This window comes from Candidatus Contendobacter odensis Run_B_J11 (genome assembly GCF_000531125.1).
GTDB lineage: Bacteria > Pseudomonadota > Gammaproteobacteria > Competibacterales > Competibacteraceae > Contendibacter > Contendibacter odensensis.
The window spans coordinates 1-20,911 of sequence record NZ_CBTK010000257.1 but is presented as its reverse complement, the minus strand read 5'-3'; the positions used below and the strand labels follow the sequence as shown (position 1 = coordinate 20,911).

The window sequence follows — 20,911 nt, the reverse complement described above, 5'->3', positions numbered from 1 at the left end:
GCACCATGAGTTACAATGAAGCGGGTACCCGCTAACCACCATAATGACGCGAGGAATGAGGTATGGCTGAGCAAAAAAAACCTGAATTGAAACTGCCGGAAATCAAGATGCCGGATCCGGCGGAGATGGCGCAGCTTTTCTCCCACATTGCCGAAAAGAGCCAGGTGATCGTCAAGGATTTCCTGAGCCGCCAGAGCACCGACGGCGCCCACGACATGAAGGACACCATGGCTCTGGGCAAATCCTTCATGGAGATGACCCAGAAAATCATGGCTGATCCGGCGAAGCTGGCGCAGGCCCAGATGGATCTGTGGAAGAACTACATGGAGCTGTGGCAGAAGACGCTGCCCGCCATGTTCGGCCAGCCGATGGAGTCGGTAGTGCGTGAACCGAAGGGGGATAAGCGCTTCAAGCACGACGACTGGCAGGACAATGTACTGTTTTCCTATATCAAGCAGTCCTATCTGCTGACGTCAGGCTGGATTTACGACATGGTCGCCAATGTCGAAGGTTTCGACGACAAGACCAAGAAAAAGCTGCAATTTTATACTCGCCAGTTCGTAGATGCGTTGTCGCCCAGCAATTTCGCGATGACCAACCCGGAAGTGGTGCGCGCTACCATTGAGTCCGGTGGTCAGAACCTGATCAATGGCCTGAAGAATATGCTGGGCGATCTCGAACGCGGCAAGGGCAAGCTCAGTATGCGGATGACCGACCTCGATGCCTTTGAACTGGGCAAGAACGTCGCCACCACGCCGGGCAAGGTGGTTTACCAGAACGAGATGATGCAGCTTCTGCAATACGATCCCAGTACACCGGATGTGTTCAAGAAGCCGTTGCTGATTTTCCCGCCGTGGATCAACAAGTTCTACATCATGGATCTGCGGCCCAAGAATTCGCTGATCAAATGGTGCGTGGATCAGGGCTTCACCGTGTTCCTGATGTCCTGGATCAATCCAGACGAGAAGATGGCCGAAAAAGCCTTCGACGACTATCTGAAGGATGGCCCGCTGGCGGCGCTGGAGGCCATTGAACAGGCGACTGGCGAGGCTGAGGTCAATGCGCTGGGCTACTGCTTGGGCGGCACCCTGCTGTCGGTCACTAATGCTTATCTGGCGGCTCAAGGCACGCCGCGCATCACCTCCGGCACTCATCTCACCACCATGCTGAATTTCGCCCAGCCCGGCGAGTTGGAGGTCTTCATCGAGGAAGAGCAAATCGCCTCGCTGGAGAAACGGATGGAACTCAAGGGCTATCTCGACGGCAGCGAGATGGCGACCACCTTCAGCATGTTGCGCGCCAATGACCTGATCTGGTCGTTCTTTATCAGCAACTACCTGCTCGGCAAGGATCCGTTCCCCTTCGATCTGCTGTACTGGAACTCGGATTCCACCCGGATGCCAGCCAAGATGCACAGTTTCTATCTGCGCAATCTGTACCAGCACAACCGGCTGAAAGATCCAGGCGGCATTACCCTGCTGGGTACGCCGATTGATCTGAGCAAGGTCAAGGTGCCGACCTATTTCCTGTCGGCGATTGAAGACCACATCGCCCCGTGGACTTCTACTTATAGCGGCAGCCTGCTGTTTACTGGCCCGGTGAAATTCGTACTGAGCGGTTCCGGTCACATCGCCGGCCCGATCAATCCGCCGGCAGCCAATAAGTATTTCTTCTGGACTAATCCCAAGCACCCTGCCGATGCGGATGAATGGCTGAAGGAAGCCAAGCAGACCGACGGCTCCTGGTGGCCGGATTGGGCGAAGTGGCTGGGTAAACTCTCCGGTGAGAAAGTGCCGGCCCGCGTCCCTGGCACTGGCAAACTGCCGGTGATTGAGGATGCGCCAGGCAGTTACGTCAAGGCGCGATTGGTCAAATAGCTTCACCATCCCAATCGGTCAGTGAACGATCCGAACGGCTGCCGTACAAACGGTGGCCGTTTTTGCCGTTATAAAACAGCGAGGGCGAATCGGAAGCCATGAGCAAATTCGTCGAATGGTCTAACGAACTTAGCGTCGGCATCGAGGAAATTGATGCCCAGCATCAGATTCTCGTGGATTTACTGAACGAGGTTCACGAAGCGATCCAGCGGCGGCAGGGGGTGGAAGTCACCCAGGACATTATCCGGCGGCTGGATGAATACACCCGGGTGCATTTCGCCGTCGAGGAGAGCCTGATGCGAATTCTCCACTATCCCGAATACGAGCGGCACAAGGAAGAGCACGATAAACTGATTGGGCAATTGACCGAACTGCGCAACAAAATGAACGCGGGAAAAAGTTCGATCAGCTTCGATCTGGCCCAGTTCCTCAAGATGTGGCTGACCAAACACATTATGGAGGGAGATAAGCGTTACACCGCGCATTTTCTGGCTCAGGGGATCAAGCCGGAATTGTCGAAAAGCTCTTGGTCACAGCGGTTTTGGCGGTCGCTGGGCGGGAATTAAGGCAAGAAAACAAAAAACCGATTGTCCACTATGGCACAACCGGTTCTGGCAAAACCGTGGGGGCGGTGTAACCGCCCCTTTTTCGTTTCCGATCACTCGAACTCGATGATCGACTGATCCACTGCCAAGCTATCACCCGGCGCCGCCAGAATCTTGGCGACCCTGGCGTCCTGATCGGCGCGCAGCACGTTCTCCATCTTCATGGCCTCGATGACGGCCAGTTCCTCGCCAGCCTTGACTTCCTGCCCGATCTGTACCGCGATCTTGGTCAGCAGACCCGGCATCGGCGACAGCAGATACTTGGACATATCCGGTGGTGCCTTTTCTGGCATCAGCGCTTGCAAGCCGGCTACCCGGGGCGACATCACCATCACATCGGCTTGCGAACCCCAGTGGAACAGCCGGTAATGCAGATCACGGCGTTCGACCTGGATGCAGATATCCGTGCCGTTCAGCGTCCCCTTGAACAACGGCTGACCAAACTGCCAGTCGCTGCGCACCTGATAGGTTTCACCCATGTAATCCACATCGTAACCGCCCTCAGCGGGATCGATATGTACCGGGTAGGACTGACCACCCATCAGCACCACCCAGTCATTGCTGACCGTACTCTCGTGACCCAGCAATTGGCCGCTGATCTGGGCGGCGCGATCCATGTAACGGCGGTGCAGGAAGGCTGCGACCGCAATCAGCAGCGCCGGATCGTCGTGCGGTGCGTCGGCGGCATGAAAACCATGCGGATATTCCTCGGCGATCATGTTGGTGCTGATCCGCCCGGTCATAAACCGGGTATGCACCATCAACGCCGCCAGGAAACTGATGTTATGGGCGACACCACGAATGAAGAACTCGTTGAGCGCGTCCCGCATGTGGGCGATGGCGCGGTCGCGGGTTGCGCCGTAGGTGATCAGCTTGGCGATCATCGGATCGTAGTACATCGACACTTCGCCGCCTTCGTAGACGCCGGTGTCTACCCGTACCACCTCGCTTTCCTTGGGCGGCATGTACTTGACCAGCCGGCCAATCGACGGCAGGAAATTGCGGAACGGATCTTCAGCATAAACCCGCGCTTCAATCGCCCAGCCCTTGAGCTTGACGTCATCTTGGGTGAAGCTCAGTGGCTCGCCGGCGGCCACCCGAATCATCTGCTCCACCAAGTCCAGTCCAGTGATGTACTCGGTGACTGGATGTTCTACTTGCAGGCGGGTATTCATCTCCAGGAAGTAGAAATTGCGCTTGGAATCGACGATGAACTCGACGGTACCGGCGGATTGATAATCCACCGCCCGCGCCAGTGCCACCGCCTGCTCGCCCATCGCCCGCCGGGTGATTTCGTCCAGAAACGGGGAAGGCGCTTCCTCGATCACCTTCTGGTGGCGGCGTTGCAACGAGCATTCACGTTCGCCCAGATAGACGATATTGCCGTAGCTGTCGCCCAACACCTGAATTTCGATATGGCGCGGCTCTTCGATGTATTTTTCGATGAACACGCGGTCGTCACCGAAGGAGGAGCGGGCTTCATTGGTAGAGCGTTCAAAGCCATCGCGGCATTCGTTGTCGTTCCAGGCGACGCGCATGCCCTTGCCGCCACCGCCGGCGCTGGCCTTGATCATCACCGGATAGCCAATCTCCAGCGCGATCTCCACCGCTTCCTTGGCGTCTTTAATGACTTCGGTGTAGCCGGGCACGGTGGTGACCCCGGCTTCCTTAGCCAGTTTCTTGGAAGTGATCTTGTCGCCCATGGCTTCGATGGCGCGAACCTTGGGGCCGATGAACGCGATCCCTTCCTTTTCCAGTGCTTCGCAGAACGCCGCCCGTTCGGACAGGAAACCGTAGCCCGGATGCACCGCTTCGGCACCCGTATCCCTACAGGCCTGGAGGATGCGTTCCATCACCAGATAGCTCTGGGCGGTGGGCGGCGGGCCGATCAGCACCGCCTCGTCGGCCATCTCGACATGCAGGGCATCCCGGTCAGCCTCGGAGTAAACCGCCACCGTCTTGATACCCATTTTGCGGGCGGTTTTGATCACGCGGCAGGCGATTTCGCCACGATTGGCGATGAGAATTTTCTTGAACATGCGCCTAACCCCTTACAGCGGAATGTTGCCGTGCTTGCGCCACGGATTTTCGAGGTGCTTATCCCGCAGCATCGCCAGAGAGCGGCAGATGCGCTTACGGGTGCCGTGCGGCATGATCACGTCATCAATAAAGCCACGGTGGCCGGCGATGAACGGATTAGCGAATTTCTTACGATATTCTTCGGTGCGTTCGGCAATCTTTTCCGAATCGCCGATGTCCTGGCGGAAGATGATTTCCACCGCGCCTTTGGGTCCCATCACTGCGATTTCAGCGGTTGGCCAGGCGAAGTTGACATCGCCGCGCAGGTGCTTGGAACTCATTACGTCATAGGCACCGCCATACGCCTTGCGGGTGATGACGGTGACTTTAGGGACGGTGCATTCGGCATAGGCGTAGAGCAGCTTGGCACCATGCTTGATGATGCCGCCGTATTCCTGGGCGGTGCCGGGCATGAAGCCGGGCACATCCACGAAGGTGACGACCGGGATGTTGAACGCATCGCAGAAACGAACGAAGCGGGCGGCCTTGATCGCAGACTTGATGTCCAGGCAACCCGCCAGCACCATCGGCTGATTGGCCACGATGCCCACCGGCCAGCCGTCCATGCGGGCGAAGCCGACGATGATGTTCTTGGCGTTTTCCGGCTGAACCTCGAAGAAATCCACATCGTCCACGACCTTCAGGATCAACTCCTTCATGTCATAGGGCTTGTTGGGGCTGTCGGGGATCAGGGTGTCCAGCGAGTAGTCGGTCCGGTCAGCCGGGTCGGGCGTGGGCCGGAATGGCGGTTTGTCCTGATTGTTGGCGGGCAGGAAGTTGATGAAGCGCCGCACCATCAGCAGTGCCTCAATGTCATTCTCGAATGCCCGGTCGCACACGCCGGATTTGGTCGAATGCGAGATCGCGCCGCCCAGTTCCTCGGCGGTGACTTCCTCATGGGTGACGGTTTTGACCACGTCGGGGCCGGTCACAAACATGTACGACGTGTCCTTGACCATGAAGATGAAGTCGGTCATCGCCGGCGAATACACCGCGCCGCCGGCGCATGGCCCCATAATCACGGAAATCTGCGGAATCACCCCGGATCCCATCACGTTGCGCTGAAACACATTGGCGTAACCCGCCAGTGAGTCCACCCCTTCCTGGATGCGAGCACCGCCGGAATCGTTAAGGCCGATCACCGGCGCGCCGACCTTGATGGCGTGATCCATGATCTTGCAGATTTTCTCGGCGTGGGCTTGCGACAGCGAACCGCCGAACACGGTGAAATCCTGGCTGAATACGAAGACCACCCGGCCATTGACGGTGCCGTAGCCGGTGACGACGCCATCGCCCGGCGTGCTGGTGTCGGCCATGCCAAAGTCGTTGCAGCGATGCTCGACGAACATATCCCATTCTTCGAAGCTGCCCGGATCGAGCAGCACTTCGATGCGCTCGCGGGCGCTGAGCTTGCCGCGCTTATGCTGGGCGTCAACCCGGCGTTGCCCGCCGCCAAGACGGGCAGCAGCGCGTTTTTGGTCCAGTTGGTTAATAATGTCATGCATGAACACTTTCTCCTCACGGATACAGGCACCAGTAGCGGACTAACGGCGCCGGAGGCTTGGGGGGATCAGATCCCACGATTGAACCTGCCGGATCGCGGGGACGAATCCAGACACTGCGGGCGGTGATCCGCCCAGCGCGATGGTAAAGCGGAACTTCCGACGGCAAAAGACGCAATCCGCAAAGGGCGGATGGGCGGCAATTCGGGATAGAGGATCCAAATTTATTTGTCTTTTCAATTTTTTGGATTGTCGTTGTGGGCATAGCAGCGGGATGAACAGCCTGCGCTAGGTTCGCCAATTATAATAGGGTTTTTAGCCATTTTCGCAGTCGTGAACCGATATTTTAATCGTCATCACTTCCCGGGTTTTCCACCGTCCGTCAACAGCTGGCCTTTGCTCGCAGCCTCAACGAGTCCCCATGAATATCCTGCAACATAGCCTCGTGCTTTACAAAAACGGCCCGGCCCGGGTCATCACCCTCGGCGACAAGCTGGACATCGAACTGGAAGACGGTCGGTTGTTGCGGGTTCGCCCCAAGGATGTGGTGTTGCTGCATCCCGGTCCGTTGAGCGGGCTGAGTGGCTTGGATGCACCCGCCGGTGAGGCGGAAGCGGCCTGCGAACTACTGGAAGGAAATTCGACCACGCTGGCCGATTTGGCCGATCTGGTCTATGGCGCTTACACCCCGGCGACCGCTTGGGCCACCTGGCAGTTGCTGCATGAGGGATTGTACTTCCACGGTACGCCAGAGCGGATCACGCCTCGGTCGCTGACTGAGGTGGCGAGGGAACAGACCGAGCGGGTGGCGAAAGCCGCTGAGCGGGAGGCGTGGAACCGTTTTCTAGCACGGGCGCGGGCGGGTCGTTGCGGGGTGGAGGATGCCCGCTACTTATGCGAGGTTGAGGAGGTGGCCTGGAAGCAGCGGGAGCAGAGCCGAGTATTGCAGGCGCTGGATTGCAGTCAGACGCCGGTTAATGCTCATGCCCTGCTGTTACGACTGGGTTATTGGGAGGTAACAGCGAATCCGTGGCCGCGCCGGGTCGCAGCCCTATTGACCGCGCCGGTGGTGGAATTGCCGGAACTGCCGGAGGAAGCACGGCGGGATTTAACCGCTTTAGCCACTTTTGCGATTGACGACACAGGTAACACGGATCCAGACGATGCACTCAGTTTAGAGGGTGACTGGTTATGGGTGCACGTCGCTGATGTAGCTGCGTTGATCCCGCCGGACAGTCCCGCTGATTTGGAAGCGCGGGCGCGGGGAGCCACGCTGTATCTGCCGGAAACCACCGTCCCGATGGTGCCGGAGGCAGCGGTGCAGCGGTTGGGATTGGGACTGGCGGATCGTTCGCCAGCGCTCTCGTTTGGGTTGCGGCTGGATGCGAACGGCGTCGTGGCCGAGGTGGATATTGTGCCCAGTTGGGTGCGGGTGCAGCGGTTCAGCTATGAACAGGTCGAGGAACGGCTGGATGAGGAAGGACCGTTCCTCCGTTTATACCGATTGGCCCAGCAACACCGGGATCGTCGCCGCGCCAATGGGGCGATCTTTATCGATTTGCCGGAAGTGAAAATGCAGGTGACCGATGGGCGAGTGAGTATCCAGCCACTGCCCCGCTTGCGCAGCCGGTTGCTGGTCAGCGAGGCGATGGTGATGGCGGGCGAGGCCGCAGCGCGGTTTGCGCTGGAACAGGGTCTGCCGTTTCCATTTACGACCCAGGAAGCAGCGGTTGACATACCCAGTCGCGAACCGGTTGGATTAGCGGCGATGTGCGCGTTGCGACGTAGTCTGCGTCCGCGTCAATACAGCAGTCTGCCCGGGCCGCACGGTGGGTTGGGACTGGAGCTTTACGCTCAGGTGACCAGCCCGCTCCGGCGTTATCTGGATTTGGTCGCTCATCAGCAGTTGCGGGCATTCCTGCGTGGCGACATGCTGCTGGATGCTCAAGCAGTCGTTGAACGAATCGGGGCGGCGGAAACGGTAGCGGCGGGAGTGCGTCGGGCCGAGCGGCTGTCACGCGAGCATTGGATGATGGTCTATTTCCAGCAACATCCCGATTGGCGGGGTGAAGGGGTGCTGGTTGAGAAACGGCAGCCACGCGGGGCGGTACTGATTCCGGCCCTGGCTTTTGAGACGCGAGTGAAAGTCGCGGAGGATGTGGCGCTGGATAGCGTGCTGCCGTTGCGGCTGACCGGGGTTGATCTCCCCGAACGGGCGGCGTATTTCCGGGTGGAGCGTTGATCTTGCTGCTGGGCTGTAAGCGTTCCAGCGCCCGGTACCCAGCAACAAAAGCGGCAATCTCCTAAAATTCAGGACGTTCGCTTTCCGTCATTCCCGCGTCGGTGGGAATCCAGTCAGCCGCTGAAAAGCCTGGATACCCGCTTTCGCGGGTATGACGAATTTACGGGTTTAGCGAAAGTCCTGAAATTAAGTCTTTCGCCACATCGCTTCCGTGAACCGAACAACACAATTACGGCCCGCCGCCTTGGCTTGGTAGAGAGCGACATCGGCGAATTTGATGGATTGCCAGAATCTATCGGTATCGTGGGGTAGCTCGCTGATGCCAAGGCTGATGGTTTGTTTGAGGGTGCCTTTTGCTAATGGGAAAGTAGTCTTTTGTATGGTTTCCCGTATTTTTTCACCAATAGCCGCCGCGCTGCCGGTTTCAATATCCAATAATACGACCAGAAATTCCTCGCCGCCGAAACGAATTACCAGATCAGAATCCCGTATGCTTTTTTTAATCGTCTGTGCGGTTTTCTTTAGCACGATGTCACCGACATCATGACCGTACTGGTCATTCACTTGCTTGAAGTGATCCAGATCACACATGATCAGGCCAATCGTCTTCTGATGCCGCTGCATGCTGGCAACCAGATTTTCGGTGTACTCCTGGAGAAAGCGACGGTTGTGTAAACCCGTTAAGGAATCGGTGAGCGCTGATTCCTTGAGTTTACGCAATAGTCGTTTGACTTCAATGACCGGGAGCGATTCCTGGATGTATTGTTCAGCCTGGGCAATCTTCCGGGTCATTTCCGGGGAGTTAGCCGCTAATGGATTGACTGGAAATCGGGCGATGCCGATAAGGCTGTTACCGGCGATAATAGGGATGCAGTGATAAGGACTGGCGGATTCGCCAGGAAACGGGCTGCAAAGCCGTTGAAATATCAGTGAAGCCCTGGCTCTATCATCGGTTGCGGGTTGCTTCTCGCATAATCTGCTTTGATTCGGAGTGACGTTATCGCCGGGAATTTGTTCATAGTCACGGATGGACGGATAAATGAGCCGCATTTTATGTTGATCATCGCTGATCTGATAAATCAGGCTATCACGTAAACCGAATTGCTGGAAAATACAGCCCAGTCGCACATAGACATCTTCCAGACTGTCGTCTGCTTCAATCGCTTTTTTGAACGCAGCTAAACGCTGAGCGGCTTCGGTCTGACTGTCAAATTCCATGATCATCTGGTTGAAGCGAGTGGCGAGTACCGCAATTTCATCGCGGGTCTGAACATGCAGGAAGCGGTCATCGCCCTGTTTTAAGGGCATTACTGCGATATGATCGATCACCGCCAGCAAAGGTGCAGTGAGATGGCTCATCAATAGCCAGGTGAGCGCCATCGCCATCCCAATCACCGTACTCAGCAATAGATAAAACTGTCGCCGTGCTGCGACCAGTGGTGCATAAGCCTGCCTTTGGGGATTAGTAGCCGCTAGAATCCATCCACTCTTTTTCAAACTCTTGAAACTGGCCAGCATTGGGGTACCACGAGAATTAACCGTTTCACCCGAACCTTCAAAGCCTTTCATTGCAGCATCATAGAGTTTATTAGTGCCGATTGATACATCTTTTGCAAAGATGCGATTCTTGTCGGGATGCATAATCATCATCCGGTCACGGTTGAAAAGATAGAGATAACCGCTTTCACCGATTCTAATACTGGATAATTTACTGATGAAATTGTCTTTAGTCAGATCTATCACGCCGGCGAATATTGCGATCACCTTTCCTTGGTTATCCAGAATTGGAGCAGTAAAGACAATAACAGGGTTATAAGGTGCAAACGAAGCCAGAAACGGTTCAGAAATGACGGGCTTGGCAGTGGCCATTGTCTGTTTGAAGTAGTCACGATAGGAATAGTTATTACTACTAATCTCATGATGGGTGTTATGCGTGATGACTTTTCCGGTTGTGGAAAAAAGGAACAGGCCACCTTCAAAAATGGAAGAAATTCCTACTCGATCCTCAATAAAATGTTGAGCTTCCTGTTTGTCACTAATCATACCAGGCGTGATTAGCCTGGAAACAGCAACCAGCGAATTTTGTGCGGTTGCTAATTTGTCATCAATTTCATCCACCAATGCTGAAATTAGCAGGAACTGTTGATCAGCGAGCATTTTTTTGTAATAACGCTCGAACTCAAACAGATTGACGAAACCGATAAAAAGGGCAATGCCAGCCACCAGCAGCGAGACCGCCAAAGTCATTTTTGTTTTCAGGGCCAGCGCCGGCATGATGGTGAACCTGTAATTATCAGGTGATCGTTGGCATGGAGTCATACAGCATAAATACTCTATTTTTCACCACTGAATCAACCGCTGGATTTCCTTGGCGCTCCAACGCAGGGTGCGGCTCTGTTGCCGACCGAGCGCCAGCAACAAGGCGATGGCGGCGTTGGGATGGATATCGCGCAAGCGGTTGAAATCAGCCCGATCCAGCACCAGCAGTTCACTGGGTTTGACCGCTACCGCTTCGGCGGCGCGTGGGCCGGGATCAAGGAAGGCAATATCACCGAACACCGTGCCCGGTCCGTAAATGGCCAGTCGTTTGTAGCGATCGGCGGTGGCGGGCAATCGGATATCCACTCGGCCTCGCAGTACCAGATACAGGGTCTCACCGGAATCACCCGCCGCGAATAGCTGTTCGCCCTGGTCAAGGTTGCAGGGACGCAGCACCGCAACCAGTGCGGCAATTTCCACCGGCTTCATGTCGCGACACAAATCCAGCGCTGCCAGCGCGACGCGCTGCTCCAGCACCGTCGGTGCATATCCCAGCGCGCCCAGCAGGGCGTTCTCGGCGTATTCCAGAGCTAGATCGGTGCTGGCGAAGGTTTTGACGTTCAGCTTGCGGTGATTCAGGCTGATTCGGCGCAGGGTCCGTTCGACTTCGCGACCCAGCCCATGGTCTTCGCGGACTTCGCAGAACAGCAGTTCGCCGCCATGCGCCTCCAGCCGGGCTGCGATCTGTTGCAGCAGCCGCACACTGGAGAAATCAATCTGAATCACCCGCCGCAGGTGCAGGATGATCCAGGCCGGTCGGTCGAGGTCCGGCAGCATTTCCTCAAACAATTGGTCAGCCTTGGCGAAGAACAGGGTGCCGCGCAGTTCGTAGACCACGATGCGGTCACCGTGGTGGGCGAGGAGTTCCGCTTGTTCCGCCGGGCGCTGCCGCACCGAGGGCCGTTCAGTGGAAGTCAGCCGGCGATGGATAATCGAAACCCGGTTTTGCTCACGAATGAACAGCAGAATCGTAATCGCCAGTCCCACCAGCACCGCAATCATCAGGTCATAGCCGAGGGTGATACCGGTGACCAGCAGGGCGACTGCTGCGTCCAGCCGGATGCGGCGACGGCGAGCCCAGGCGAAGATGTCGGTTTCCAGCAGGCCGAGGGCCGAAGCGATGATGATGCCGGCCAGGGCGCTGGTCGGCAGCCACTGTCCAACTTGGCCGAATAACAGCAGCAAGAGCAGCAATACGATTCCGGCGGCGGGCGCGGCCCAACGGCGAGCACCAGCCCGGACAGCGGTGACAGTGCCGCCGATGCTGGCCGATCCGGCCATGCCGCCAATCAGACCCACCGCGATCTGGCCGATGCTTTGCGCCAGCAACTCACGGCGGGCATGGTGGCGCAGGCCGGTGGTGGTATCGGCCAGCACAGAGGTCAGCAGGGTATTCAGCGAGGACAGCACCGCCAGAGCGAAGGCGGCATTGAGTACCAGCGGCCAAGGCAATGCCCGCCAAGCGGTGAATGAGTGGGCGGCAAAGTGGAATTGATCCGGGCTGGGCAGGGCGCCGATGACCCAGTGATCCGGTGCGGCGGGCAAATTGGGGTGATGGAGGATGATCTGAAACAGCACCGTGCCCCCGATCAGGCCGGCAATAGGGCCGGGGAGGCGCGGAAAAAGGCGCGGGGCGTAACGGGTGATGCCGAAGGTGGTGATTGCAGTGACGGTAGGCAACCAGTGCCCTTGTGCCCACGCTCCATCATGGCCGATGCCAAGCAGCGGTTTGAACTGGGATTTGATCATCAGCAGGCCGGTACCGGTGGTGAGGCCGGCAATGACCGGGTAAGGGATAAACTTTATCAGCCGACCGCCCCCGCCGAGGGCGATCAGTAGCTGCATCAGGCCGGCGAGGACGGTGATGGCAAACAGGGCTGGAGCAATCGCAGCGGGGGCGAGGCCGGCGGTAACCAGCAAAGCTGCCGTCCCGCTCAACAGCGCCATGCTGGGGCCAGTTGGGCCGCTGATCAGGCCAACTGTGCCGCCGATGCTACCGGAAATCAGCAGCAGGAGAATCGCGCCGACCAGACCGATCAGCGCGCCGGACGCAGTGCCAAGGGAGACAGCGAACACGGTGACGCCGAAAGCGGTGGCTTGCGGCAACACCACGGCAGCAGCGACCAGACCCCCGCGCAGATCGGCGAGCAGATCAACCGGTAATTTCATCGCACAGCACTTTCGCTCAAGTAGGCGGATAGGCGCTGAATCCGCAGGTGGCCTATCTCAAGGAAGGTAGGCCCGCTTGTTTAAGGAAGCCTTAATTCCGCCGACCGGGCGTGAGCCGTTAAACCTTCCCCTCGTGCCAATATCGAAGCGGTTCGACCCAGGGTCGTGGCTCCAATGGGCGAGCAATAGATCAGGCTGGTTCGTTTCTGGAAATCGTACACGCCCAGCGGCGAAGAAAACCGGGCGGTGCGTGAAGTCGGTAACACGTGATTAGGGCCAGCACAGTAATCTCCTAGAGCCTCGGCGGTATAGCGACCCATGAAAATAGCACCGGCATGACGAATCAGTGGCAGTAATTCCTCCGGCCTTTCTACCGACAACTCTAAATGCTCTGGCGCGATAAAGTTCACCACCTGCGCCGCTTCGCTTAAATCCCGCACCTGAATCATCGCCGCCCGCCGGTGCAGCGAAGCAGTAATAATCTCCGCCCGTTCCATCTTCGGCAGCAGTCGGCTAATCGCTTCCTGAACCCGTTGCAGAAACGCTGTATCGGGACTGATTAAAATTGGCTGCGCGTCTTCATCGTGTTCGGCTTGGGAGAATAAATCCATGGCGATCCAATCCGGGTCAGTTCGCCCATCGCACAGCACCAGGATTTCCGACGGGCCAGCGATCAGGTCAATCCCCACGGTGCCGAAGACCTGGCGTTTCGCGGCGGCGACATAGATGTTGCCCGGCCCGACAATTTTATCCACTCGTGGCACGGTCGCCGTGCCATAGGCCAGCGCCGCTACCGCCTGCGCCCCGCCAAGAGTGAAGACCCGATCTACGCCCGCCACCGCAGCGGCGGCCAAGACCAGTTCATTCAACGCACCATCCGGCGTGGGCGCAACCATGATGATTTCCGGCACTCCGGCGACTTTGGCCGGAATGGCGTTCATCAACACGGAAGATGGATACGCCGCCTTGCCGCCCGGCACATACACGCCCACCCGATCCAGTGGTGTTACCTGCTGCCCAAGCACGGTGCCGTCGGCTTCGGTAAAGCGCCAGGATTCCAGCTTCTGCCGTTCGGCGTAGCTGCGGATACGGGCAGCGGCCATTGCCAACGCCGTGCGCTGTTCAGCGGAAATAACGGTAAGCGCGTGATGCAACCGGGCCGCAGGAATTTCCAGATCGGCGGCATGAGCCAGGTTCAGCCGGTCAAAACGGCAGCTATATTCCAGCAGTGCGTCGTCGCCGCGTGAGCGCACCTGGGCGAGAACTTCGCGCACCGTGGCGGTTATTGTCTGGTCGGCAACGCCTTCCCAAGCGGTCAGCGCTTCCAGGCGCGGCCAGAAATCGGCATCAATAGTGTTCAGGCGTTGAATGTTCGGCATGAGCGGTATTCCGGGCTTGAAAACACCCCTCGCCGTTTGGAAGAGGGGTTGGAGGTGAGGGAATCTACGCCGCGACCGCCGCCGCCATTCGTTCGATGATCGTCTTGATCCGAGCGTGTTTCATCTTCATGGCGGCCTTATTGACGATCAGCCGCGAACTGATGTCGGCGATGTGTTCCAGCGGCGCCAGCCCGTTGGCTTTCAGAGTATTGCCGGTGTCTACCACGTCGACGATGTAGTCAGCCAGCCCGACCAGCGGTGCCAGTTCCATCGAACCGTACAGCTTGATCACTTCCACCTGGCGACCCTGATCGGCGAAATAGCGGCGAGTGGTGTTGGGGTATTTGGTGGCGATTCGGGGCCGGCTCCGCTGTGGGCGGTGATCGGGGTGGCCCGCGACCATCAATCGGCAGCGGGCAATGTTCAAATCCAGCGGCTCGTACAACCCTTCCCCACCGTGTTCAATCAGGACATCCTTCCCCGCCACCCCGAGATCAGCCGCGCCATATTGCACATAGGTCGGCACGTCGGTGGCTCGAATGATCACCAGTTTTACATCAGGCTGGTTGGTGTCGAGAATCAACTTACGGCTGGTTTCGGGATCATCCACCGGCAGAATGCCGGCTGCCGCCAGCAGTGGCAGGGTTTCCTGGAAGATGCGGCCTTTGGATAAGGCAATAGTCAATAGCATGGTCATCAGTGGTCAACCCGGGGTCCGGCGGATCCGCGCACCCAGGTGCGACAGCTTTTCCTCGATACAGTCGTAGCCGCGATCAATGTGGTAGATGCGGTCCACCACCGTATCGCCGTCCGCGACCAGTGCCGCCAGCACCAGGCTGGCCGAAGCGCGCAGGTCGGTCGCCATCACCGGCGCTCCCGTCAGTTTGGGGACGCCAGTGATGACGGCGGTATTGCCTTCCAGTTCGATTTGCGCGCCCATGCGCTGCAACTCCTGAACATGCATAAAGCGGTTTTCAAACACAGTCTCGGTAATGATCCCAACGCCTTCAGCGACCGAATTAAGGGCGACAAATTGCGCTTGCATATCGGTAGGGAAAGCCGGATAGGGTGCGGTACGGATGCGCACCGCCTTGGGACGACCGCCGTTCATGTCCACTTCGATCCAGTCGGGGCCGGTGTTGACCCAAGCGCCCGCTTCCTCCAGTTTAAGCAGCACCGCTTCCAGATTGTCCGGGCGAGTATCCTTGACCTTGACCCGGCCGCCGGTGATGGCCCCAGCAAGCAAGTAGGTGCCGGTTTCAATCCGGTCCGGTAGCACTTGATAATTAGCACCGTGCAGACGATCCACCCCCTCGATCACCAGGGTATCGGTGCCAGCCCCGTCAATCTGCGCGCCCATTGCGATCAGACAGTTGGCGAGATCCACAACTTCCGGTTCGCGGGCGGCATTTTCGATAATCGTAATACCTCGCGCCAAAGTGGCGGCCATCAGCAGATTTTCGGTACCGGTCACGGTTACCAGATCCATGACGATACGCGCTCCGCGCAGGCGGTTGGCACGGGCGCGGATATAGCCGTTTTCGACTTTGATCTCGGCACCCATCGCTTCCAGTCCCTTGATGTGCAGATTCACCGGGCGCGAGCCAATCGCGCAACCACCCGGCAGTGACACCTCAGCCTGACCGAAACGAGCCACCAGCGGTCCCAGCACCAGGATCGAGGCACGCATGGTTCGCACCAGTTCATAAGGCGCCTGAAAGCTCTGGATGGTGCGCGGGTCCACCTGAATGTTCATCCGCTCGTCTACCACCAAATCCACGCCCATCCGGCCCAGCAATTCCATGGTGGTGGTGACATCCTGCAAATGCGGGACATTGTGGATGGTCATGGAGGCGTCGGCCAGCAGCGTAGCGGCCAGAATCGGCAGCACTGCATTCTTGGCGCCGGAGGCCCGGAGTTCGCCCTGTAGCGGAACACCGCCGTTAATAATCAGCTTGCTCATTAAAAATGGATCCCGCAATTCAGGATTGCAACTGTTGCCAAGCGTCTGGCGTGTAGGTTTTGAGAGCCAAGGCGTGAATCTCCTCGCGTTTCAGCCGCTCGCCCAGCGCAGCGTAAACCAGCCGGTGTTGCTGCACTGGCGATTTGCCCGCGAAAACTTCGCTGATCACCACAGCCTCGAAATGAACGCCGTCATCGCTGCGGACGGTCGCCCGTGCGCCCGGCAGTTGCTGTTCAATCAGAGACGCAATTTCTTCAGCGTGCATAACGTAATTCAACCTTTTGATTAAAATGATGAGACAGTGGGGGCTGGCTCTATTCGCGCTGGGTACCAAGCTAAGCGCCACCCATTCGCAGCAAATAGGCAACCAACAGATACGCCGACGAGGTAATAAGGGTGGTGAAGGTCAAGGCCATGCCGAAAACCCGAAATCTGAAGTTTTCATTGGCTTGGCTAACGCCAAATGCGTGTGAAAGCCGGCCCATCAACAAGCTCACGCCCAAGCCGTGCAGCAATGCTGGATGCGCGCCTTGCCCTTCCAGCAAGTACAGCAGGATCAGACTCAGCGGCACATACTCGGCGAAGTTGGCATGAACGCTGATGGCGCGAAGCAATGCGTCGTTGCCAGCGTCGCCCAGCGCGATGTGCAGGCTTCGCCGCAGACGGATGATACGGATGCTGAGCGCCACAAACAGGAGCGCCAGAAGGGCAGCGTAAAGCGACAGAGTGTGCATGGTTTTTGGCGCCCATCAGGCCAGCGGAAGTACCGTATCCAGGTCAGCAATGGCGATGATTGCCCGCATCTGTTCCGGGACGTTGACAAAAACCAATGCTTGCCCTTGACGCCGGGCTTGACCGAACCATTCCACTAATAGCGCGACCCCGGCGCTGTTGGCGCGACGGATTCCACTCAGGTCAATCCGGGAGGGTGGGGTAGCGGCAAACAGGGATTCAGTCGCGTTCCATAACTCAGCGACCGAATCAAAATCCAGATCGCCCCGGATGCACAGGGTCTCACCGTCGCGGTCGGTGGTGGTTGTTGCCATCAGCGTCCGCCCGGGATGCTATTGCGTTGCCGTAGATCCGCAATGACGGCATCCAGGCCATTGCTACGAATCTGGCTGGCAAAGGTGCCGCGATAGTTGGTGACCAGACTGACCCCTTCGACGGTCACGTCATAGACCTTCCAGGCGTCATTGCCAAGATGCATGCTGTAATTGATCGGAATCGGCTGACCGGTTCTTGGTTTAACCTCGGTCCTGATCGTGGTTTCGTTGCCGTCCGCCCCCGTGGGTTGTGGTAACACTCGAATCTCCTCGTTGGCATATTCCAGCAGCGCCTTGGCATAGGTACGAACCAGCAAGATGCGGAATTCCTCGGTGAAGCTGCGGCGCTGTTCCGGCGTGGCCTGTTGCCAAGCCCGGCCCAGCACCCAGCGCGACATCAGCTCGAAATCGAAATTTGGCAGCACAATCTGATTGACCAGTTCGTACAGCCGACCTGGATCACGGTCGAGCGTCGCCCGATTCTTGCGCAGGGCTTCCACCATCCGCGCCGAGGTGTCCTGCACCACATCCTGGGGCGCACGGGCGGCAGCCCAGAGGGCGCTGCTGCTCAACAGCAGCAGAAGCAATCCAAGAGCAATCGTTTTCTTCATCAAGATTCTCCGCGAGAAACCTCAGCCTTTAGGCCGGGGAGGTAGAGCGAACCGTGCAAAGCACGGTCCGCTTTTGATGTTAGGTGCCGGTCTTTCCCGGCCGTCAACCCGTAAGGGTCTGGTAACGGAGCCTTGCGGCTCGCTCCCCTCGCCCATGTTGCGTAGCGGCATTACGTCCTGATCCGTTTCGTGCTTACCCAATGCGTGTCTGCAACCGGGACTTCTAGAGCCTGGGACTGAGGAAGCATCCCAAGGTAGGTCTTGAACCTCTACGCAACGTAGCCCTTTTCAACTTCCCGGTGAGGCGGGCTTAGGCTGGTCAACCTGGGCTTGCCGCACTGTCGCCACAAGCCTCGCCCTTTAGGGCGGGGTAGTTGACTTAGGGCGTCTTGGCCGGTGGTGGATCGCCCGAAGCGGCGTTGGTGACCATCCGACCGATCAGTTTCTCCAGCACCAGCGCCGATTGGGTCAGCTTGAGGGTGCTGCCGTTCTTGAGAGCGCTGTCCATCCCCCCCGGTTCCAATCCAACGTATTGTTCGCCCAGCAGACCAGAGGTCAGAATGCTGGCGCTGGAATCTTCAGGCAGATGATCATAGCGGGGATCAATGGACAAGGTGACCACGGCTTCGTAGCGTTGCGGATCGAGGTCAATACCCACCACCCGCCCGATCCGCACTCCGCCCAAGGTGACCGGCGCACGAACCTTGAGGCCGCCAATGTTCTCAAAGCGCGCCGATACTCGATAGCCTTTGTCCTCGCCGAGGCTGGCGATATCGCTGACTTTAAGCGCCAGCAGGAAGAGCGCTGCCAGTCCCAGCACGACGAACAGACCTACCGCCAGTTCCAGATTCTTTTTCGCCATAGTTACCAGACTCCGAACATGAGTGCGGTCAACAGGAAATCCAGCCCCAGCACCGCCAGCGAGGTAGACACCACGGTGCGGGTGGTGGCGAGGCTGATGCCTTCCGAGGTGGGCTGCGCCTCATAACCCTCGAACAGGGCGATCCAGTTGGCTACCACGCCGAATACCAGACTCTTGAGGACAACCCCGTTTACTACATCGGTGAAGAAATGCACTTTCGCCTGCATTTGCGCCCAGAAGGCGCCGCCATCTACGCCCAGTTGCACCACCGCCACCAGATAGCCTCCCAGGATACCGACCGCAGTGAAAATACCGGTCAACAGGGGAACTGCGATAAAACCGGCCAGAAACCGGGGGGCCAGCACCCGCTGAAAGGGATCGACCGCCATCATCTGCATACTGGCGAGTTGCTCGGTCGCTTTCATCAGTCCGATCCCGGCGGTCAGCGCCGAGCCGGCGCGACCGGCGTAGAGCAATGCCGTCAGCACCGGCCCCAACTCACGCACCAGCGACAGCGCCACCACCGTGCCCAGCGATGAGGTCGCACCGAAATCCACCAGATTGGCGTAGCCTTGCAGCCCCAGCACCATCCCGACAAACAGACCGGATACCAGAATAATCGGTAGCGACAGGACGCCGACCGCGTGCAACTGCTTGACCAGCAGGCCAGGGCGTTGCAACAGGAAGGACAATGCACCCAGCAGACGCAGGAAGAACAGATTGGCCCGTCCCATTCGCGCCAGCGGATCGAGAACGCTTTGCCCGATCTTGGTTAGCACCGCGATCATGCCGGCGCGCCTGCTAATAGTAGATCGGCAGAGTAGGGCGGTGCCGGATAGTGGAACGACACCGGACCGTCGGGCAGGGCGTGCATGAACTGAGTGACCCAGGGTGAAGCGGAGTGACCCAGCGTTGCGGGTGTGCCGTGTTCCACCACCCGACCGTCAGACATCAGGTAAAGATAATCAGCGATGGCGGCGGTTTCCTTGACATCGTGTGAAACGATGATGCTGGTCAGACCGAGCGCATTGTTGAGGGTGCGGATCAGCTTAATCAGCACCCCCATTGAAATCGGATCCTGACCGGCAAAGGGTTCATCGTACAGGATCATCATCGGGTCAAGGGCAATCGCACGGGCCAGCGCCACTCGCCGCGCCATGCCCCCGGACAGCTCTGCCGGCATCAACTCGCGGGCGCCGCGCAGACCGACTGATTCCAGTTTCATCAGCACCAGGGTGCGAATCAAATGCGCTGGCAGGCGGGTATGCTCGCGCAACGGGAAGGCGACATTATCGAATACGCTCAGGTCGGTGAATAAGGCGCCGCTCTGGAACAGCATGCCCATGCGCTTGCGCAACTGGTACAGCTCTCGCCGCCCCAGTTGGTGAATGCAAACCCCATCAACCTCGATGCGTCCGGCATCGGGACGAATCTGGCCGCTGATCAGCCGCAACAGCGTGGTTTTACCGGCACCGCTGGGTCCCATAATCGCCGTGATCCGGCCGCGAGGAATGTCCAGGTCCACATCCTGGAAAATAATTCGCTCGCTGCGATGGAACGATAACCCGCGCACGGTGATCAGCGGTTTGTTATTGGGCAGTGCGGTGTGGGAGAGCGTGGCGCTGGTGGACATTACGATGCGTAACCGGTTGAAAGTAGCAGCGGATCAAGGTGTGAAAGCGCGGTAGTTTCCGGTCAAGCCGCTGTCAAGTCAAATCAGCGGGTCGCCGGCACTCCTGACCCGTTGCGGCAGCGCCCTGAACAGGACACCGGGCAGAAGCGCCGAATGCATAATGCATCAGGATTTCTCAAGCAAACCCGCCAGATGCTCCAGCAGCCGGTCGCGCAGGGCGTGGAGTTCGCCCAGCCTGGCCAGCGCCTCCGGGTTCCGGCCTTGAGCGTGAAGCACCAACAGCGCCTCCGCCAACGTATGCATCTGTTGATGCAGCGCGGCGATCACTGCGAGGGCGGACGGGGCGTTCCGTCCGGCCAAACTCTCAGCCTCCAGCCACGCGCTGAACCGGCACGGATGATGATCCAGCGGCAGGGCTTCCCTGGTTCCCTTGAGGAAGGCCTCGAAGGCCATGATCCAGGCGCGGTGTTCGACGCCGGCAAACAGGATCGGCACCTCGTCACGACTGACGGCGGACCGATTCACCCAGTGCGGATCGGGGCGCCAGGCGGCCGCCCAGCCCGGGAGGTCGGCGGCTGGCATGGGGCGGGCGATGCCGTAGCCCTGGGCCAGTTCGCAGCCGAA

18 protein-coding genes are annotated in these 20,911 nt (G+C 58.4%); 3 read left to right on the top strand and 15 right to left on the bottom strand.

From position 1 onward, the window contains the following. The first annotated feature begins 62 nt into the window (after window positions 1-62). Both phaC and BN874_RS14935 read left to right on the top strand, forming a co-directional pair. Window positions 63-1,877 (top strand): class I poly(R)-hydroxyalkanoic acid synthase, encoded by a 1,815-nt coding sequence (phaC, locus tag BN874_RS14940; RefSeq protein ID WP_034434963.1) that lies wholly within the window; start codon window positions 63-65, stop codon window positions 1,875-1,877. 98 nt (window positions 1,878-1,975) lie between these two features. Continuing rightward, window positions 1,976-2,443: a bacteriohemerythrin gene (locus BN874_RS14935; RefSeq protein ID WP_034434960.1), complete on the top strand. Its 468-nt coding sequence runs from the start codon at window positions 1,976-1,978 to the stop codon at window positions 2,441-2,443. Between the two features lie 92 nt (window positions 2,444-2,535). Here the strand turns inward: BN874_RS14935 and accC are convergent, their stop codons facing one another. Then, window positions 2,536-4,521, bottom strand: a complete 1,986-nt coding sequence (accC, locus tag BN874_RS14930) for an acetyl-CoA carboxylase biotin carboxylase subunit (protein WP_034434958.1) — start codon at window positions 4,519-4,521, stop codon at window positions 2,536-2,538. A gap of 12 nt (window positions 4,522-4,533) precedes the next feature. Then, window positions 4,534-6,066, bottom strand: coding sequence for an acyl-CoA carboxylase subunit beta (locus tag BN874_RS14925; protein ID WP_034434956.1), 1,533 nt, complete (start codon window positions 6,064-6,066; stop codon window positions 4,534-4,536). 418 nt (window positions 6,067-6,484) lie between these two features. Here BN874_RS14925 and BN874_RS14920 point away from each other — a divergent pair, with 418 nt between their 5' ends. Continuing rightward, on the top strand, window positions 6,485-8,305 hold the full coding sequence (locus BN874_RS14920; protein ID WP_034434954.1) for an RNB domain-containing ribonuclease: 1,821 nt from the start codon (window positions 6,485-6,487) through the stop codon (window positions 8,303-8,305). Between the two features lie 186 nt (window positions 8,306-8,491). Here the strand turns inward: BN874_RS14920 and BN874_RS22765 are convergent, their stop codons facing one another. The 13 genes from BN874_RS22765 to BN874_RS14855 form a co-directional block, all read right to left on the bottom strand. Beyond that, complete coding sequence (locus tag BN874_RS22765) at window positions 8,492-10,579, bottom strand: sensor domain-containing diguanylate cyclase (RefSeq protein ID WP_051497893.1); 2,088 nt, start codon at window positions 10,577-10,579, stop codon at window positions 8,492-8,494. A gap of 66 nt (window positions 10,580-10,645) precedes the next feature. After that, window positions 10,646-12,793, bottom strand: a complete 2,148-nt coding sequence (locus tag BN874_RS14910; RefSeq protein WP_034434952.1) for an SLC26A/SulP transporter family protein — start codon at window positions 12,791-12,793, stop codon at window positions 10,646-10,648. Between the two features lie 80 nt (window positions 12,794-12,873). Next, window positions 12,874-14,172 (bottom strand): histidinol dehydrogenase, encoded by a 1,299-nt coding sequence (gene hisD / locus BN874_RS14905; RefSeq protein ID WP_034434951.1) that lies wholly within the window; start codon window positions 14,170-14,172, stop codon window positions 12,874-12,876. Window positions 14,173-14,236: 64 nt separating this feature from the next. Then, complete coding sequence (hisG, locus tag BN874_RS14900; protein ID WP_034434949.1) at window positions 14,237-14,869, bottom strand: ATP phosphoribosyltransferase; 633 nt, start codon at window positions 14,867-14,869, stop codon at window positions 14,237-14,239. Window positions 14,870-14,875: 6 nt separating this feature from the next. Continuing rightward, the gene (gene murA, locus BN874_RS14895) at window positions 14,876-16,135 is read right to left on the bottom strand and encodes a UDP-N-acetylglucosamine 1-carboxyvinyltransferase (protein WP_034434947.1); all 1,260 of its coding nucleotides are present in this window, start codon (window positions 16,133-16,135) and stop codon (window positions 14,876-14,878) included. A 19-nt stretch (window positions 16,136-16,154) separates the two neighbouring features. After that, on the bottom strand, window positions 16,155-16,400 hold the full coding sequence (locus BN874_RS14890) for a BolA family protein (protein ID WP_034434945.1): 246 nt from the start codon (window positions 16,398-16,400) through the stop codon (window positions 16,155-16,157). Window positions 16,401-16,470: 70 nt separating this feature from the next. Further along, window positions 16,471-16,869, bottom strand: coding sequence for an MAPEG family protein (locus BN874_RS14885; RefSeq protein WP_034434943.1), 399 nt, complete (start codon window positions 16,867-16,869; stop codon window positions 16,471-16,473). 15 nt (window positions 16,870-16,884) lie between these two features. After that, window positions 16,885-17,181 (bottom strand): STAS domain-containing protein, encoded by a 297-nt coding sequence (locus BN874_RS14880; RefSeq protein WP_034434941.1) that lies wholly within the window; start codon window positions 17,179-17,181, stop codon window positions 16,885-16,887. Further along, a complete protein-coding gene (locus BN874_RS14875) occupies window positions 17,181-17,792 on the bottom strand; it encodes an MlaC/ttg2D family ABC transporter substrate-binding protein (protein WP_034434939.1) in 612 nt (203 codons plus the stop codon). Before BN874_RS14875 ends, BN874_RS14880 begins: the two co-directional genes overlap by 1 nt. A 379-nt stretch (window positions 17,793-18,171) precedes the next feature. After that, a complete protein-coding gene (gene mlaD / locus BN874_RS14870; RefSeq protein WP_034434937.1) occupies window positions 18,172-18,654 on the bottom strand; it encodes an outer membrane lipid asymmetry maintenance protein MlaD in 483 nt (160 codons plus the stop codon). A gap of 2 nt (window positions 18,655-18,656) precedes the next feature. Next, window positions 18,657-19,442 carry a lipid asymmetry maintenance ABC transporter permease subunit MlaE gene (gene mlaE / locus BN874_RS14865; RefSeq protein WP_034434935.1) on the bottom strand — a complete coding sequence of 262 codons (786 nt, stop codon included), beginning with the start codon at window positions 19,440-19,442 and terminating at the stop codon, window positions 18,657-18,659. Next, window positions 19,439-20,287, bottom strand: coding sequence for an ABC transporter ATP-binding protein (locus tag BN874_RS14860; RefSeq protein ID WP_051497892.1), 849 nt, complete (start codon window positions 20,285-20,287; stop codon window positions 19,439-19,441). Before BN874_RS14860 ends, mlaE begins: the two co-directional genes overlap by 4 nt. A gap of 165 nt (window positions 20,288-20,452) precedes the next feature. Beyond that, on the bottom strand, window positions 20,453-20,812 hold the full coding sequence (locus tag BN874_RS14855) for a CZB domain-containing protein (RefSeq protein WP_195912205.1): 360 nt from the start codon (window positions 20,810-20,812) through the stop codon (window positions 20,453-20,455). Between the last annotated feature and the right edge of the window lie 99 nt (window positions 20,813-20,911).

What these genes read in the sequence shown, in the direction of transcription:
- phaC (WP_034434963.1), top strand. Translation starts at nt 63, where the DNA reads ATGGCTGAGCAAAAAAAACCTGAATTGAAACTGCCGGAAATCAAGATG.
- BN874_RS14935 (WP_034434960.1), top strand. Translation starts at nt 1,976, where the DNA reads ATGAGCAAATTCGTCGAATGGTCTAACGAACTTAGCGTCGGCATCGAG.
- accC (WP_034434958.1), bottom strand. Translation starts at nt 4,521, where the DNA reads ATGTTCAAGAAAATTCTCATCGCCAATCGTGGCGAAATCGCCTGCCGC.
- BN874_RS14925 (WP_034434956.1), bottom strand. Translation starts at nt 6,066, where the DNA reads ATGCATGACATTATTAACCAACTGGACCAAAAACGCGCTGCTGCCCGT.
- BN874_RS14920 (WP_034434954.1), top strand. Translation starts at nt 6,485, where the DNA reads ATGAATATCCTGCAACATAGCCTCGTGCTTTACAAAAACGGCCCGGCC.
- BN874_RS22765 (WP_051497893.1), bottom strand. Translation starts at nt 10,579, where the DNA reads ATGCCGGCGCTGGCCCTGAAAACAAAAATGACTTTGGCGGTCTCGCTG.
- BN874_RS14910 (WP_034434952.1), bottom strand. Translation starts at nt 12,793, where the DNA reads ATGAAATTACCGGTTGATCTGCTCGCCGATCTGCGCGGGGGTCTGGTC.
- hisD (WP_034434951.1), bottom strand. Translation starts at nt 14,172, where the DNA reads ATGCCGAACATTCAACGCCTGAACACTATTGATGCCGATTTCTGGCCG.
- hisG (WP_034434949.1), bottom strand. Translation starts at nt 14,869, where the DNA reads ATGACCATGCTATTGACTATTGCCTTATCCAAAGGCCGCATCTTCCAG.
- murA (WP_034434947.1), bottom strand. Translation starts at nt 16,135, where the DNA reads ATGAGCAAGCTGATTATTAACGGCGGTGTTCCGCTACAGGGCGAACTC.
- BN874_RS14890 (WP_034434945.1), bottom strand. Translation starts at nt 16,400, where the DNA reads ATGCACGCTGAAGAAATTGCGTCTCTGATTGAACAGCAACTGCCGGGC.
- BN874_RS14885 (WP_034434943.1), bottom strand. Translation starts at nt 16,869, where the DNA reads ATGCACACTCTGTCGCTTTACGCTGCCCTTCTGGCGCTCCTGTTTGTG.
- BN874_RS14880 (WP_034434941.1), bottom strand. Translation starts at nt 17,181, where the DNA reads ATGGCAACAACCACCACCGACCGCGACGGTGAGACCCTGTGCATCCGG.
- BN874_RS14875 (WP_034434939.1), bottom strand. Translation starts at nt 17,792, where the DNA reads ATGAAGAAAACGATTGCTCTTGGATTGCTTCTGCTGCTGTTGAGCAGC.
- mlaD (WP_034434937.1), bottom strand. Translation starts at nt 18,654, where the DNA reads ATGGCGAAAAAGAATCTGGAACTGGCGGTAGGTCTGTTCGTCGTGCTG.
- mlaE (WP_034434935.1), bottom strand. Translation starts at nt 19,442, where the DNA reads ATGATCGCGGTGCTAACCAAGATCGGGCAAAGCGTTCTCGATCCGCTG.
- BN874_RS14860 (WP_051497892.1), bottom strand. Translation starts at nt 20,287, where the DNA reads ATGTCCACCAGCGCCACGCTCTCCCACACCGCACTGCCCAATAACAAA.